The 16,368-nt window shown below is 46.0% G+C and carries 13 protein-coding genes and 1 pseudogene; 6 read left to right on the forward strand and 8 right to left on the reverse strand.

The window, feature by feature from the left end; all coding sequences use genetic code 11:
• A partial coding sequence (locus B092_RS0111820) for an IS3 family transposase (RefSeq protein WP_018574987.1) occupies window positions 1-258 on the forward strand: 258 nt, incomplete at its 5' end.
• A 73-nt stretch (window positions 259-331) separates the two neighbouring features.
• On the opposite strand, the gene B092_RS0111825 is transcribed toward B092_RS0111820, so the two are convergent.
• Together B092_RS0111825 and B092_RS0111830 are read right to left on the reverse strand one after the other, a co-directional pair.
• A complete protein-coding gene (locus B092_RS0111825) occupies window positions 332-1,396 on the reverse strand; it encodes a c-type cytochrome (protein ID WP_197933403.1) in 1,065 nt (354 codons plus the stop codon).
• A gap of 11 nt (window positions 1,397-1,407) precedes the next feature.
• Entirely contained in the window at window positions 1,408-2,079 is a 672-nt protein-coding gene (locus B092_RS0111830) for a c-type cytochrome (RefSeq protein ID WP_018575441.1), read from the reverse strand.
• A 336-nt stretch (window positions 2,080-2,415) separates the two neighbouring features.
• Here B092_RS0111830 and B092_RS0111835 point away from each other — a divergent pair, with 336 nt between their 5' ends.
• On the forward strand, window positions 2,416-3,429 hold the full coding sequence (locus B092_RS0111835; RefSeq protein WP_018575442.1) for an asparaginase: 1,014 nt from the start codon (window positions 2,416-2,418) through the stop codon (window positions 3,427-3,429).
• Window positions 3,430-3,438: 9 nt separating this feature from the next.
• Here the strand turns inward: B092_RS0111835 and B092_RS0111840 are convergent, their stop codons facing one another.
• From B092_RS0111840 to B092_RS0111850, 3 genes are all read right to left on the reverse strand, one after another.
• Window positions 3,439-3,993: a DUF924 family protein gene (locus tag B092_RS0111840; RefSeq protein WP_018575443.1), complete on the reverse strand. Its 555-nt coding sequence runs from the start codon at window positions 3,991-3,993 to the stop codon at window positions 3,439-3,441.
• Window positions 3,994-4,229: 236 nt separating this feature from the next.
• A complete protein-coding gene (locus B092_RS0111845; protein ID WP_018575444.1) occupies window positions 4,230-4,778 on the reverse strand; it encodes a single-stranded DNA-binding protein in 549 nt (182 codons plus the stop codon).
• A 116-nt stretch (window positions 4,779-4,894) separates the two neighbouring features.
• On the reverse strand, window positions 4,895-6,097 hold the full coding sequence (locus B092_RS0111850) for an MFS transporter (protein ID WP_018575445.1): 1,203 nt from the start codon (window positions 6,095-6,097) through the stop codon (window positions 4,895-4,897).
• Window positions 6,098-6,292: 195 nt separating this feature from the next.
• Between B092_RS0111850 and uvrA the strand changes: the two genes are divergently transcribed.
• The 3 genes from uvrA (at window position 6,293) to B092_RS14440 (ending at window position 10,519) form a co-directional block, all read left to right on the forward strand.
• Window positions 6,293-9,214: an excinuclease ABC subunit UvrA gene (gene uvrA, locus B092_RS0111855; protein ID WP_018575446.1), complete on the forward strand. Its 2,922-nt coding sequence runs from the start codon at window positions 6,293-6,295 to the stop codon at window positions 9,212-9,214.
• A 53-nt stretch (window positions 9,215-9,267) separates the two neighbouring features.
• The gene (locus B092_RS0111860) at window positions 9,268-10,014 is read left to right on the forward strand and encodes a GntR family transcriptional regulator (RefSeq protein ID WP_018575447.1); all 747 of its coding nucleotides are present in this window, start codon (window positions 9,268-9,270) and stop codon (window positions 10,012-10,014) included.
• A gap of 214 nt (window positions 10,015-10,228) precedes the next feature.
• Window positions 10,229-10,519, forward strand: coding sequence for a DUF4148 domain-containing protein (locus B092_RS14440; RefSeq protein ID WP_018575448.1), 291 nt, complete (start codon window positions 10,229-10,231; stop codon window positions 10,517-10,519).
• An 81-nt stretch (window positions 10,520-10,600) separates the two neighbouring features.
• Here the strand turns inward: B092_RS14440 and B092_RS0111870 are convergent, their stop codons facing one another.
• The 3 genes and pseudogenes from B092_RS0111870 to B092_RS16060 form a co-directional block, all read right to left on the reverse strand.
• A complete protein-coding gene (locus tag B092_RS0111870) occupies window positions 10,601-11,749 on the reverse strand; it encodes a deoxyguanosinetriphosphate triphosphohydrolase (protein WP_018575449.1) in 1,149 nt (382 codons plus the stop codon).
• A 214-nt stretch (window positions 11,750-11,963) separates the two neighbouring features.
• A pseudogene (gene aroB / locus B092_RS0111875) lies at window positions 11,964-13,037 on the reverse strand (3-dehydroquinate synthase); the annotation flags it as partial.
• Window positions 13,034-13,588, reverse strand: a complete 555-nt coding sequence (locus B092_RS16060) for a shikimate kinase (protein WP_018575451.1) — start codon at window positions 13,586-13,588, stop codon at window positions 13,034-13,036. The pseudogene aroB and the gene B092_RS16060, both read right to left, overlap by 4 nt.
• Before the next feature lie 173 nt (window positions 13,589-13,761).
• Between B092_RS16060 and B092_RS0111885 the strand changes: the two genes are divergently transcribed.
• Window positions 13,762-16,236, forward strand: a complete 2,475-nt coding sequence (locus B092_RS0111885; RefSeq protein WP_018575452.1) for a penicillin-binding protein 1A — start codon at window positions 13,762-13,764, stop codon at window positions 16,234-16,236.
• Window positions 16,237-16,368 lie beyond the last annotated feature (132 nt).

Below are 16,368 nucleotides of genomic sequence, written 5' to 3' on the forward strand. Positions count from 1 at the left end.
GACAGCTATCAGCAAACACTAGCGAGCCATGGCTTTACGCAAAGCATGTCGAGAAAGGGAAATTGCTTGGATAATGCGGTAATTGAGAGCTTCTTCGGTACACTTAAATGTGAATTGTTCTATCGTGAAAAATTTACTAGCATTGAACAGTTAGAGAAACGGATTCATGAGTATATTTACTACTATAATCATGAAAGAGTAAGTACAAAACTAAAGGGGCTGAGTCCTGTGCAATACAGAAATCAGTCCTCCTTATAAAAACTAACCGTCCAACTTTATGGGGTCAGTTCATCATATCCAAGAGGGAGCTTTTAACTTCATCAGTTATTTCTTACTCATCTAACGCCGTGTCTGGTTTTTTACCAAAATAACGAGGCTTCAACACATCGGGCTTTAAAAAATCCTTATAGCCAACATTATCATGATCAGCGAGCACCTTACCATCTACCTCTTTCCCATAATAAGTATGTTGATGGAACGTATCAGCGTAAAGCGCTAGAGTTTCAGCCATATCACCCGTATAGCGAGGGTCTTGTGGACGCTCCTGACTATCCACATAGGCAGCGATATCCCATGCATCCTCATCATTGATTAATGGCGCAGCACCCAAGGGCATGTTGTACTTAATAAAGCCGGCTAAGGTAAATACTCGAGAAATACCGGCACCCCAGTTATAAGAGCCATCGCCCCAAACTGGTGGAAACACAGCCTTTTCACCCGTAAATTGCCCCTGACCGTCTTGGCCATGGCAAACAGCACAATTCTGAGCATACAGCTCCTTACCGCGGATACGATCAGGCTCTCTACCCTCCGGCAGAGGTTCAGGTCTTGGGTAGCCGCGACCGTAGATTGGTGCATCAGGATAAACCGGCACCCCCTTGGCTAACCACTGATGATAGGCTGTTAAAGCCACCATTTCATCACTGCCATAAGCAGGTGGTTTACCATTCATAGAATAAGTAAAGCAACCGGCAATTCGCTCTTCGAAGTTGTTGACATGACCATTTTTACCACGATAATCGGGTAATGTAACTAAAGCAGGCCAGACCGGACCCGCAAAAGGTCGCGAACCAGCACCTACGTGACAACTTGAGCAATTCATATCATTAAAGACATTTTTGCCGCGTAACTGCTGCGTATCCACGAAGAGATCGTAGCCGTAGCGAATCACCTCTTTCAGGTTTTCGTTCATATCGGCCGCATCTAAATCTTCCATAGTTGGCGGGATATGTATTAACTGACCATCCTTTGGCTCCGGGAAACCAGGTAAAAGCTGTTTGAGCATCTGACGATCTTCTTCTGTCAGATCAGCGCCCATTTTAGTAAGTTGAGCGGCAGCGGGACTGGTTAATGCTAAACCCAAGCTCATACTCAATATGACAAATATTTTCTTCATTTTTGGCCTCCCTAATCCTCTTTAACAGCAGGCTGAGACGCCAAATAGGCGGCTACTGCTTCTATATCTTTTTCAGTTAAACGCTTTGCAACACGCGACATTAACTCAAGAGGATCGTTAGAACGAATCTCTTCCTTCCAGTCGTTAATCGCTTTTTTAAGATAGGCAGGATTTTGACCATTAATATTAGGAAAACTGACACCAATGCCATAAGCGTCTACGCCATGACAGGCCACACAAGCTGGAATATAGCGGTCCCAATCACCTTTATAAATTAATTTCTTACCATGAGCTAAGACATCATCACTCACTATTACTTCAAAATCATCTGCTTTAACAGCAGGTAATGAAGCATAATAATGACTGACATCATGCATTTGCTCATCCGTCAATAAGTCAGCAAAAGGCTTCATGCTGGCATTAACGCGTGTGCCATCTCTAAATGATTGAATTTGATGAATCATATAGTCCGGATTCATCCCTGTCAGTCGAGGTCTATATTCAAAGCCCTCGATACTTGAGCCCGAACCGGACTCCATATGACAGGCTATACAAAGCGCTGATACTTCTTTGCCGCGGTCTAACACGGCTTGATCGACCTCCGCACCGGTAGCAGTAGCAACTGCTAGTACACCGCTCATAAGTAACAATGCGTTAGCCATCTTCTTTGGCATAAACACCATACCAATCTCCTCCTCAAGAATAAAATAAATTGATTAAACTCACTTCCATAAGTAAATCAAAATGAAAGAATTAAATACCTCCTCTCTAAAGACTTACGTAACTGAACCACAAGCTGTGTATTGTTGTTTTGTTTTATTATAGACTTCTTATAACTAGAAGCTATTAGCATATATCAAAAACAAACGATGAAAATTACCTCTTAGACACGCTCTTTTCTCCAGCTACTTCAGATCACAATCCCCCCACTGCAGCCACTTCAACCTCTTCTCTAAACTTGCTAAACTACGTTGAACAATGGCGCCAATAGCCTAATAAATACAAACTAAGGGGGAAATATGTCAAATAATCATTTACCAACGATCGCTATAGGTTCTTTAGGCGGCACGATAAGCATGACGCAAGCGCATGGGCAGGACGGTATTATTCCCACACTCTCCGCTTCCGAACTCATCTCTTCTATCCCCGGCGTCAGTCAATTTGCCACTGTGCAGGCAAGCGCTCTCAATCAAGTCGCCAGCATTCACCTCAAACGAAGCGATCTCTTAGCTGCTTTGGATTGGGCTGAGCAACAAGTTGCCGCCGGTGCGGCGGGTGTCATACTCAGCCAAGGGACTGATACCTTAGAAGAAAGTGCATTTTTACTGGATTTGCTCTGGGTTCACGAGGAGCCTCTGATTTTGATGGGGGCAATGCGTGGCGCAACGGCCGTAGCGGCGGATGGTCCGGCTAATTTACTCAATGCCATTCAAGTGGCTGCAAGCAACAATAGCCGAGGTCGCGGTGTTTTGGTTGTCATGAATGAGCAAATTCATTATGCTCGCTGGGTTCAAAAAAAGCATAGTCTGAGCTTAGCCGCCTTTGTGTCCGATGTCGGCCCGGCCGGGACAATTGTTGAGGGTCGAGCGCTTTATTTTTCCGCTCCCCCTAAACGTATGACCTTCGCAAGACCTGCAGCTACGACTAAAACTGTCTTGCTATGGCTCAATCATTTAGATGAACATACTGAATTACTTAGCCAACAAGATATATTAGATCCGCTCGGTGAAAAATTTGATGGAATTATTTTTGCGGGAGTGGGTGCCGGCCATGTCAGCACATTGACAGCCCAATGGATCGCCAAATGGGCCAAACTAAAAGCAGTCATTATATGCACGGGAACCGGTTCTGGATCCACTAGCTTTGCTACCTACGGCTACCCGGGTGGTGAGATCGACTTACAAAATCACGGCGCCATCATGGGTGGCTTTTTAAGCCCTAAAAAAGCACGTTTACTACTTTGGATTATCTTAGAAAATGGCCTGAACCCCAAGGTAGCGGTTAGAGACTACCTTGGCAGTATGATTTACTAAAATAATAAGCTAGAACGAGGAGTTAGGCTCTTCTAAAAAGGCTAATTCCTCAGCTGACGATTCGCGACCTAATATCGTATTACGATGCGGATAGCGCCCAAAGCGATCAATTATTTCTTTATGCATAATTTCAAACTCCAAGGAAACCGAGTCTCCTAACTCAGTAAATAGCCTCAGGCCCTCTTCGTGAATCAGTGGTGATTCCGAATGCATATACGGCATAAGCGCCCATTTCTGTAGCGACGGATCGAGGGAGTGATACTCATCAGGCATATCGATCAGTGTCTGAGCTAAGGTCAACGCCATCGGGTCTTGTTGAAAGGCTTTAGACGTACCGCGAAAAATATTACGTGAAAACTGATCCAATACGATAATTTCTGCCACTCGACCTAAAGCAGACTGACGCCACCAATACAACTCGCCCTGTGCTGCCTGCTTAAGTGTGGAGCCAAAACGAGCCCGCAAGTCTTGGTCAAAACCTTCTGATACATCAAACCAAAAAGGCTGGGTTTCTTCGTCTAACCAAAAATCGATCACTTCTTTTGCTTCAGGGGAAATGCTCATCGTGACGCTCTCATCATGATAAAAGGAAATTTTATCTTAAACAAATAAGATGACGGTGTCGAGTAGCTGTGAAGGGACTTAAACAAAATTACAAACACTCCTGCCCCTACTTCAGATCGAAAAAAAACTCCAAGCAATCGACTTGGAGTTTTTTACTTTGGCATATTTTATTGACCTAAATCAGCTCTTAACGAGCGATATCAGACAGATGAAACGCCGGACGAACAGGCACGATATTAAAACGGCAGATCGTCATCTAAGTCATCAAATGAATCCACCGGTTTAGGCTGAGCTCTTTTTTGAGGAGCAGGAGTTTGGCTACGCTGAGCACCGCCGGAGCCCGGCATTGGGCGACTATTATCCTCAAAGCCGCCGCTACTGCCGCCAAAGCCGCCATCATCACCGCCATAACGACCAAAATCACCGCCGCTGCTGCCGCCAAAACCGGAGTCATCGCTGCGGCCACCTAACATCTGCATACGCTCACCAACCACTTCGGTTGCATAGCGCTCGATACCGTCACGATCGGTGTATTTATTAGTACGCAAGCGACCTTCAACGTAAACCTGACTGCCTTTACGTAAGTACTGCTCACACACCTCAGCTTGGCGACCAAAGAACACCACGCGATGCCACTCCGTGCTCTCATTTTTATTGCCATCTCTATCGTAAGCTACATGGTTCGTAGCAACTCGTAAGTTACTGACCTGAAGGCCACCCGGCGTGGCACGCGACTCGGGATCGGCTCCTAAACGTCCGACAAGAATTACTTTATTAACTGACATGCTCTCAAATCCTTAAAATATTTTAATTAATCCGTCAATCAGTGATCGACTTTATCCATCGCTTAATACGACCGGCGACTGCTTAGCAAGCGCCCTCTTTAACTCTTTTTATTTGGCTATTGTACAAAATTGATTTGTACTCGACGAGTGGCAAGGTAAGCGATAGCACATAAAACCATGGCCATAATAAAAACGCTGATACTGCCATAGTTGGCCGCCATGAAGCCGCCAAAAAAACCACCGGTCGCGACACCTAAAGCTTGGGTCATATTAAACACTCCTAACGCCAAACCCTTTTGTGCGGGCGGGCATGTACGAGATACGGCAGATGGTAAAAGCGCCTCTAATATATTAAAGGGGATAAAGTATAGCAATAAAGCAAACACCAGCATCACCAAACTGTACATACCCGAGATCATGATGCCAAGTGAGATGATAATACCCAATAACGTCAGTCCGATCGCTTCTTTGTGCTTACGCTTTTTCTCGGTCATCATCACAGCAGGAATCATAAAGATCAGTGACACCACAATGACCGGTAGATAAACTCGCCATAAATCGCCAATACTCATATCACCCAAACGAACTAAGACAGGCGGGATCACTACAAAAATGGCCATCAACACAAAGTGTAAACTAAACACGGACAGGTTCAATAACCACAAATCTTTGGAGCGAAAAACATCAAACATGGTCAATGAGCAATTAATCGCCTGATATTCCTGTGGCACGACCGGCACTATCCAAACCGCTAACAATAAGCACAAGAAACCTAGCAAGCTGATAGTCCAAAATAAGCCCGACAGCTCAAACCACTCCACTACTAAAGGTGCCATCACCATCGATACGGCAAAGCTGAGTCCGATAGACGCTCCGACCATAGCCATCGCACGCGAGCGCACCTCCGGGCGTGTCGCATCAGAAACCCATGCTGTAATGGCCGCGGAGACCGCGCCAAACCCCTGCACACCACGACCAATCGCTACCCACGTAACGCTGGGCGCTAACGCACAGATAATACCGCCGATAACAAATAACGCCATCCCGAAAATGACCACCGAACGGCGCCCAAAGCGATCAGATAAAATCCCCATCGGAATCTGCATCACTGATTGGGTCAACCCATACGCACCAATGGCAATACCAATCATGAGGGGATTATCCCCCTGAACTAAGGTTTTTGCAGCATCTGCGAATACCGGCGTCAGTAAAAACAGCCCCAACATACGAACAGCAAACAGCAGGGCTAGCGTAGCACTGGCTTTGCGCTCTAATGGGGTTAATTTAAGTTTTGTTTTGTGGCTTGTTTGAGTACTCATTTAGGCTCTTTTAAAAAAGGCTGAGCGCTGAAGGCTGAGCATAAAGGGACTAAGATAAATCGTCATGATCGTTTTATTATATCATTGAGCCCGATTTTTTAACGGTGTCATTTAACAAGTACAGCTCTTAACCATCGCGGCTTGCTAGTCTGGGTTATAGTAAAGGGTTCACATTAATCCCCGTTAGTAAAGTAGATGAGTAATCAATCCCCCTCAGACGAGCAGCATTATCTAGGCAACTCAAATAACGTGATTCGCATTCGCGGCGCACGTACACATAATTTAAAAAATATCGATTTAGATTTACCTAGAAATAAATTAGTGATTCTTACCGGGCTCTCGGGCTCAGGCAAGTCTTCACTTGCCTTTGATACGCTATATGCCGAGGGGCAAAGGCGTTATGTTGAAAGCTTGTCAACCTATGCTCGCCAGTTTTTACAAGTCATGGACAAACCGGACGTCGATTTGATTGAAGGTCTTTCTCCTGCGATTGCCATTGAGCAAAAGTCGGTTAGTCATAATCCTCGCTCAACCGTTGGTACCATTACTGAAATTAGCGACTATTTACGCTTATTATTTGCTCGTGTCGGCACTCCCTACTGCCCCACACACAAAGAACCTTTACAGGCTTTTTCTGTATCACAAATTGTTGATTTCGTACTTCAGCTACCGGCTGAGTCACGCATTATGATTCTAGCGCCTATTGTACCTGCGCCCGATCAGTCGTTACTCAGCCTAGTCCAAAGCTTACAAGCTCAGGGCTTTATTCGTGTGCGTATCGCCGGGGAGCTCTATGAGTTAGACCAATTACCGAGTGACTTGCCGGCAAACACCAGTCAAATAGAATTAGTCATTGACCGACTGCGCGTACGTGAAGAGCAAAAGCAGCGCCTTGCCGACAGTATTGAAACGGCACTTGAAGCAGCCAATGATCGCGTGCTGGTTGTCGATATGGAGCAAGCACAAGATCATGCGTTTTCCAGACGCTATGCCTGCGCTCATTGTGATTACCAATTGCCCGTCCTAGAGCCTAAGATGTTCAGTTTCAATAGCCCTGAAGGTGCATGTCCGAGCTGTGATGGGATGGGTATGGTGCAGGTATTTGACCCGGAAAAAGTCATTATCAGTGACGACTTGAGCTTACTCAATGGAGCGATTAAAGGCTGGGACCGTCGTAATCTTTTTAGTATGGCACTGCTTAATAGCCTTGCTACACATTATGACTTTGATTTAGAGCTGCCATGGGCGCAACTCCCCAAAGAAATTCAACAGATCATTCTCTACGGCTCCGGTGACACCGAAATTGACTTTGTTTATTTTAATGACAAAGGGAAAAGCACGATCAAACGCCATACTTTTGAAGGCGTACTGCCCAATCTACAGCGTCGCTGGGAAGAGACTGACTCTAATGCCGTACGAGAGGAATTAAATCAGTTACGCTCAACAATTCTCTGTCCATCTTGCGAAGGTTCACGATTACGCGAAGAGGTTCGCTATGTTAGGGTGGGTGATGTCATCGAAGGCAGTGCTCACGCAAACGCCGGTGAGCAATTACCGGGATACACCATTGGTGACATTAGCCACCTCTCCCTACGGCACGCTCAGTCTTGGTTTGAGGATCTGACACTAGACGGGGCGAAAGCCGATATTGCTCAACCCATTGTGTTAGCCATCCAATCCCGTTTACGCTTTCTAAATGACGTTGGTTTAAATTATCTCTCTTTAGATCGCAAAGCCAATACTATCTCCGGCGGTGAGGCGCAGCGTATCCGCTTAGCCAGCCAAATCGGATCCGGCTTAAGTGGCGTCTTGTACGTACTGGATGAGCCATCAATCGGTCTACATCAACGCGATAACGATCGTTTAATCAATACCCTTATCCATCTACGTAATCTGGGCAATACCGTCATTGTGGTTGAGCACGATGAGGATATGATCCGTGCCTCAGACTGGGTTGTCGATATCGGTCCGGGCGCCGGCGAGCATGGCGGTCAAATAATAGCGAGCGAGACACCGACTGAGCTACAAAAAGACCCACTCTCCTTAACAGGCCAATATCTGAGTGGCGCTAAAAAAATTGCTTTACCGACTCGCCGCCCGGTTAACCCGCTGGGACCCCTACCGTGGTTGCATCTTAGCGGTGCTACCGGTAATAATTTAAAAAATGTCGATTTACATCTGCCGTTACAACGCTTTGTCTGTATCACCGGCGTTTCGGGTTCCGGTAAGTCCACGCTCATTAATGACACCTTAGCGGCCGTTTTGGCTCGTAAATTAAATCGAGCCCACAGCGAATCAGCCCCTTATAAATCAATTAGCGGTTTAGAGCATCTTGACAAGATCATTACGGTTGACCAGAGTCCGATCGGCCGCACACCGCGTAGCAACCCGGCAACCTATACCGGCCTTTTCACACCCATTCGCGAGCTCTTTGCCGGCACACCGGAAGCTCGCGCACGCGGCTATGATGCCGGCCGTTTTTCTTTTAACGTCAAAGGTGGTCGCTGTGAACACTGTCAAGGCGATGGCGTGATTAAAGTAGAAATGCACTTTCTACCTGATGTTTATGTACCGTGTGACATTTGTCATGGCAAACGTTATAACCGCGAAACGCTGGAAATTCGCTATCGTGGCTTAACAATTCATGAGGTACTGGAACTCACTGTTGAACACGCCCTCGAGCACTTCTCTGCCGTACCGGCAATTCAACGACGCCTCCAAACGCTCAATGAAGTAGGCTTGGGCTACGTTCGTCTAGGCCAAAGCGCGACCACACTGTCAGGCGGTGAGGCGCAACGCATTAAACTGTCTTTAGAACTGTCCAAACGCAGTACGGGCAAAACGCTCTATGTTTTAGATGAACCGACAACCGGTTTACACTTTGCTGATATTGAACTGCTATTAGATGTCTTAAACCGTCTGGTTGAAGCCGGTAACTCCATGGTGATTATTGAGCACAATCTCGACCTTATCAAAACGGCCGACTGGATTATCGATATGGGTCCAGAAGGCGGTAGCGGAGGTGGTCAAGTGGTTGCTGAAGGCACCCCTGAAGAAATTGCTAAGCACCCTGACAGCTACACAGGGAAGTATTTGGCCCCCTACTTAAAGAAATAACACGATAAAATCCTTAAATGCTATAGTCTTGCCATTATCATGTAGAGACAAAAATGACTGTGAACAAACCTAATAAACAAGCAGATGCTCGCGCCAAAGAACAAGTGGACCCTAGCGCCTCTCCTGATAGAAAAACACTGTTGGAAGAGACGCTGCGTCGCCGTATTATCAGTATGGAGTTACCTCCAGGTGGCGTCATTGATGAATTGAGTCTTAGCAAAGAGTTTGGTCTTTCCCGTCCGCCTGTTCGGGAGTTGATGCGGGAGTTAGCAGCAGAAGGCTATATTGAATTAGAAGCTAACCGACCGGCGCGCGTGTCATCGATGAATTATCAGTCAATGCGCAGCTTCTTCCAAGCAGCTCCTCTTATCTACATAGCCACCACACAACTGGCCGCAACTCACGCCACACCAGCAGATATTGAAAACTTGCAGGCGATTCAAAACAATTTCAAAGATGCAATGGAACGCAATGACACGATAGAACGTGTACATTACAACGACCTTTTTCACTTTGAAATAGGAAAAATTGCACGAAATGCGTATTTAATGCCCAGCCTCAGAAGGTTACTGATAGATCACGCTCGCTTAGGCAATACCTTCTACCGCTCACCAACGACTGACGACATGAAAAGCGATATGGAAAAAGCGGTACAACAGCACGATCAGATTATCAATGCCATTGCTAATCACGATGCAGATGCTGCTGCTGAACTTATCCGAGAGCACTGGGAGCTATCGCGCCGCCGCATGGCAGAATATGTGATGCCGGATGGTGTAGAGATCCCACTGTCCTTTTGATATTAAGCTCCACGTAGATTGTCATAAAAAATTCACAAAAATTCATCACCTTCTAATTATTTCTATTTTTGGAATAATATATTAATTTAATCGCCATTTATTCATCTAAATAGCTTTGTTAAAGTAGTTACATCGATAGGGAAGAGGAAACAACTCAATAAGGAGTTCCTCTCCCGAACGACAAATACATGAAATTATTTAAAGGATGAATAAAATGAAACGTACGCAAATTTCTGCTATCGCTATTGCTTTTTCAACTCTTTTTGCCGGTCAAGCGATCGCTGCAGATACAGCGCCAGTGACACGTGCGCAAGTTAAAGCGGAACTAGTAGAAGCAATTAACAACGGCTATACCGTCGTCACCGAAAGTGGTCGTCTAGCTAAAGATGTTTACCCTGCTAACTACACGCAAGAAAGCAGCGTTGCCAAAAGCCGCGAGGAAGTACGTCAAGAACTAGCTGAAGCCATTGAAAGCGGCTTACTTGATAAGCACATTTCTGCTTAATAAGTTTCATCGCAAGTTACAGACAAAGAAGCCAGAGCGTATATCCGTATGCTCTGGCTTCTTTAATTGAATAAACCGTCTTTAAATCTTATATATCCGTCGGTGCTCTTTAATCGCATAACGATCTGTCATGCCGGCAATATAATCGGCAATCCCGCGAGCCTGACGATTAGCATCTTTGAAGCGATGATCCGGCGGCAGCAATCGCGGCTCATCTAAAAAAGCATCAAATAACTCATGAATCACGCGACGTGACTTGACTGCCATACGCATCACTTTATAGTGCCTATAGAGGTTTTGCAAAAGAAACTGCTTTAACTCATCTTGTAATCCGCGCATCTCCGGTGAAAAAGCCACCAGTACCGGCGCGTTAGCAACGTCTTCAGGCGTTTTAACCCGATGCTCATTGATTTGACTTAGGGTGTACTCAGTGACATTTGTAATGAGGGTATTAATCATCCGCCTAATGGTCTCTGAAATTAAACGCTTACCCCCTAATGTCGGATACTTCTGCTTCACATCCGCATGATGTTGGGAAAAAATCTCAACCCGACTTAACTGATCTAAGTTTATCAACCCTGAGCGCAAACCATCATCAATATCATGATTGTTATACGCAATTTCATCAGCTAAATTAGCTAGTTGGGCCTCAAGTGACGGTTGTGTGCGGTCAAGAAAGCGCTGACCTACCTCACCCAAGTCTCGTGCGTTTTTTAAAGAGCAATGCTTCAAGATACCGCTACGTGTCTCAAAGGTTAAATTGAGACCGTTAAAATCCGCATAGCGCTCTTCTAGCTCATCAACCATCCGTAAACTTTGTAAATTATGCTCAAAGCCACCGACCTCTTCAGGCAAGTGCTCGCGCATATAGTCATTTAGCGCATCTTGCCCTGCATGGCCGAAAGGCGTATGCCCCAAATCATGCGCTAAACAAATCGCCTCAACTAAATCCTCATTAATCAATAAGTTGCGTGCCAACGCTCGACCGATCTGCGCAACTTCAAGACTATGAGTTAAGCGGGTTCTAAATAAGTCGCCTTCATGATTTACAAAAACCTGGGTCTTATACTCTAACCGTCTAAATGAATGGCAATGAATAATGCGATCCCTATCACGCTGATAAGGATTACGCTTAGGATCGCTTTCTTCAGCGTAAGTACGCCCACGTGACGCCTCAGGATGACTCGCATAAGAAGCTAAATTGGCAACGCAAATCATCGAATCAGTCATCAGAGTCAGGCCTTTTACCATCAACGCCGTAAATACCGCCGGTACGACCTGTACCCGCCCCGGCATCTCTTGCCATTTGCGCACGTCTGGCCATTTCAGCGGCAACCTCAGCACTATCAACGACGGTGCTCTCGACAACTTCCGGCGCTGCAGCCTTAACTGTTTTAGGCACTTCCGAGGCAGTGCTTGTAGACGTCGTCTCGACGTCCGCCGACGTGGTATTTTTTAGAACCAACGACACCAGCTCTTGAGGAGCCCCCTGGACCTTGGCTTGACCAATTTTATCTAAAACAACAAACTTGATCTTACCGGCAGTCGCTTTTTTGTCCAGCTTCATGGTTTCAAACCATTTATCATTACCGCCCAAGGTAGGCGCAACGGTAGGACAACCGATTTTTTCAACTAAGGCGCGCACACGTTCAACATCCTCTTTGGGAAACTGAGTAACTAAGGCTGAGAGCTCTGCCGCCTGCACCATACCGCAGCCAACCGCCTCACCATGCAACCATTCTCCATAGCCTATGCCATTTTCAATCGCGTGTGCAAAGGTATGTCCAAAGTTTAAAATCATGCGTCGATTTGACTCTTTTTCATCCTCTTCAACCACTTGCGCTTTTAACTCACATGAACGATGAATAGCGTAAGTAATCGCTTCCGGCTCCAACGCAATAAGCTCATCTGCAAATTCCTCACACCAATCAAAGAACTCGCTATCCATAATCAAACCGTATTTGATCACTTCGGCTAGACCGGCAGATATCTCCCGCTGAGGAAGTGTCTTTAGCACATCAATATCAATATCGACAGCGATCGGCTGATAAAAAGCACCAATCAGGTTCTTACCTAGAGGATGGTTTACAGCTGTTTTACCACCGACCGACGAATCGACCTGAGCCAGAAGCGTCGTTGGTACCTGTATAAAACGAATACCGCGCATAAAGGTGGCAGCAGCAAAACCGCCTAAATCACCGACCACGCCCCCGCCAAGCGCAACCAATACCGATTTACGATCCAGCTTATTTTCCAGCATAAAAGTAAAAACTGAATTAAGCGTGTCTAAGTTTTTGTATTGCTCACCATCCGGAATATCAAAATGATAAATGTCCTTCCCGGTAACCTTTAATGCATTGAGCGCGGCATCACCATGGAGCGCACGCACCGTAGGATTACTCAAGACAACAATGGCGCTCGCATCAGGGGGAATGGACGTACCAAGTTGCCGAAGAATATTTTTACCAATTTGAATTGGGTAACTACCACCAGGTACATTTACTCGCACAATACTCATTTATCGTCTCTTTTGGCTAATAAGTTAATAATCTGTTCAACAACGACACTCTGTGAGTCCCCTGTTGAATCAATAATATAATCCGCTGCTCCCTCATAAATCGAACGACGCTCTGCAAGCAGCTCAGTTAAACGCTGTTTAGGGTTTGGTGTGGCTAATAACGGACGGTTTTTATCACGAGCCACGCGTCGATATAATTCATCAACCCCTACTCTGAGGTAAAAAACCTGCCCACACTGCCTCATCAATTCGCGATTTTGTGGATATAACACGGCCCCACCGCCTGTTGCTAAGATCATATCACCCTCAAGAAGCACGTCCCGCAACACTTCATTTTCGCGTTTACGGAACCCTTCCTCACCTTCGATGTCGAAGATGGTGGGAATATCTACACCGCAGCGCTCGACAATGGCATGGTCCAGATCAACAAACTTACGCCCTAATTTTTTGGCCAGAGCACGACCAACCGTTGTTTTACCGGCACCCATCATACCGATCAGGATTATGATGTTCTTTTCAGGTAAATCACCGGGTGCTACAGTGATATTCATTGTATTTTCAAAAATTTAATATAATTTATAGTTAGTAAATATTTACACTTTAGGCAAATTTTACACATTTCCCGCTGTCTTTGTCGTTATTTTAACGCTAAACTAGGGGCTAAGCTTAAATTAGCAGCATTGTACATAGCTTCTCACGTCGCTTCTAAGCGCATTAATTACTCATGAGTCAAAAAAAGCAATCTCCTAAAACTTCCGGATTCGGTTCTTTCATTAGCCGTTTTTTTGTTAAAACCCTATTTTTTGGTTTGGGTTTGGCGGTATGTGGTCTGATTTTCGGCACCCTAGTCGTCAGTTCCGTCTGGCCAAACTTGCCCAATCTCACCGCAATGACGGATTATCGTCCGCGCGTTCCCTTACGTATCTACACAGCTGACAAGATTCTTATCGCCGAATATGGCGAAGAGAGACGCAATGTCCTCCGCATTGATGAGTTCCCGGAGCATATGAAACTAGCTATATTAGCCGCCGAAGATGACAACTTCTACGAGCACTCCGGCGTTGATTGGCGAGGTGTCATACGTGCTGCGTTAGCCAATGTCTCCTCTGGTGGCCGTGCTCAAGGCGCCAGTACCATTACGATGCAGGTAGCGCGTAACTTCTACTTAAGTTCAGAAAAGTCCTACTTACGTAAGTTTTATGAGCTTTTATTGACATATAAGATCGAAGAAAATCTTAGCAAAGATCAAATTCTAGAGCTCTATATGAACCAAATCTATCTTGGTCATCGTTCCTATGGTTTCTCGGTCGCTGCGCGCACCTACTTCGCCAAACCTTTATCCGAGGTGACCTTAGGCGAAGCCGCTGTGTTAGCCGGCATCCCAAAAGCACCATCTGTTAATAACCCACGTACAAATCTGCAGGGTGCTTTAGATCGTCAACATTATGTCTTAGGGCGTATGCTGAGCTTAGGTTTTATTACCCAAGAAGAATATGATGAGGCCAAGGCAGAAGAAATCACCACGCGTTCTCTTCACGAGATCGAAAGTGAAGAAGCTTCACGTATCACCCAAGTCCAACGCCAAGGCCAATATGTCGCAGAGTTAGCACGCCAATTGATGTACTTAACCTATAAAGACAATGTCTATGGCCGAGGTCTTAATGTATACACCACCGTTGACTCCAAAGATCAAGCAGCTGCTTACCATGCCTTACGCAAAAATATTATGCAATTTACGCGTAATCGCCCCTATCCCGGCCCTGAAGGCGAAGTTGAGCTAGCCGAAGGGATTGAAAAAGATGATGAGGCAATGGAAAGAATTCTCTACGACATTCGTAAAGAGCACCCAAATGACGATGATTTATTGGTCGCCGTTGTCCTTTCTTCTGCTGCCGACAAAGTGACACTAATGCGCCGCGTTGGTGAGGTCATTGAATTGACAGGCGACGAACTAAACAATGCTCGTCGTGCGCTTCCACCTAAACCAAACAATGCCGAGCCTATTTTACGTGGCTCCATTGTGTATATTCAGCGTTTCGGCAAAGACGGTTGGTCTATTGTTAACCAACCCGCTGTCGAAGGTGCCTTTGTTGCTTTAGATGCCAACGATGGTGCTATTCGCTCAATGATCGGTGGCTTTAACTTCAATCGAGGCGACTTTAACCGTGTGACCCAAGCGTGGCGTCAGCCGGGTTCCACCTTTAAGCCTTTTGTCTACGCGGCAGGTTTAGAGCGAGGCATCACGCCTGAGACCCATATTTCGGATCAGCCCTTTGTGCTAACTGCCAAACAAACCGGCTCAGCACCTTGGCATCCTAAGAACTATGGCGGTCGGTACACCGAAAGTCAAACCATGCGTCGCGGTTTATATCAGTCGCGTAATATGATTTCTATTCGTGTACTGGAAGCAGTGGGCGCTGACTTTGCCCGTGATTACATTGCCCGTTTTGGTTTTGATATTCGTCGTCAACCACAAAAAAGTGCCTATTTAACCATGGCCCTTGGTGCCGGTAGTGTGACACCATTACAAATGGCGGGCGCTTATGCAGTATTTGCTAATGGCGGTTATCGAGTTAATCCTTACATTATTGACTATGTACTGGATCCCGAAGGCAATGAAATTATGCGCACTCAGCCACAAAAAGCAGATGATGAGTCCAACCGTGTGTTGGACGAGCGCACAGCCTATTTGATGAATAACTTATTACATGGTGTCGCAACCTCAGGTACCGCTGCTCGTACAAGCAGCACCTTGGGGCGCAAGGATCTCCACGGCAAAACCGGCACCACCAACCAATCGTTTGACGCATGGTATGCAGGCTACACCCCTAATTTAGTAGGTATTGCCTGGATGGGTTACGACCAACCACGCTCCCTAGGTAGCAACGCGACCGGTGGTCAATTAGCCATGCCTATCTGGATTGAATATATGCAAACTGCCCTCAAGGGTGTGCCTGAAGAGTCTGCGGGCCCAGTACCCGATGGATTAACGAGCATGGACGGTAACTTTTACTATGATGAGTTTCCAAAAGGCAAAGCCTTCGTTAATCTCGGAACCAAAAAAGGGTCAACAACAGATAGCGGCAGCTTCATCGGTAGCGACGGTCAGCGCTTCACACCCATTCAACCTCGTCGAGATCCATTACAACAAACAATCGAGTCATTTAATCCGACGGGCGGACCTCCTATCCGCTTCTAAATCGTCTCACACTTGACATAGATTTGATAAGAAGAGTCGTTATAATCGGTTGGTACTATCTAAGTTGCCAACCGATTTTTTTTGCTTTTTAGCAAATGAGGTTTTTAGTGCTCATGTAAAAGTCTATGGTAA

It is taken from the genome of Oligella ureolytica DSM 18253 (assembly GCF_000373745.1).
GTDB classification, from domain to species: domain Bacteria; phylum Pseudomonadota; class Gammaproteobacteria; order Burkholderiales; family Burkholderiaceae_B; genus Oligella; species Oligella ureolytica.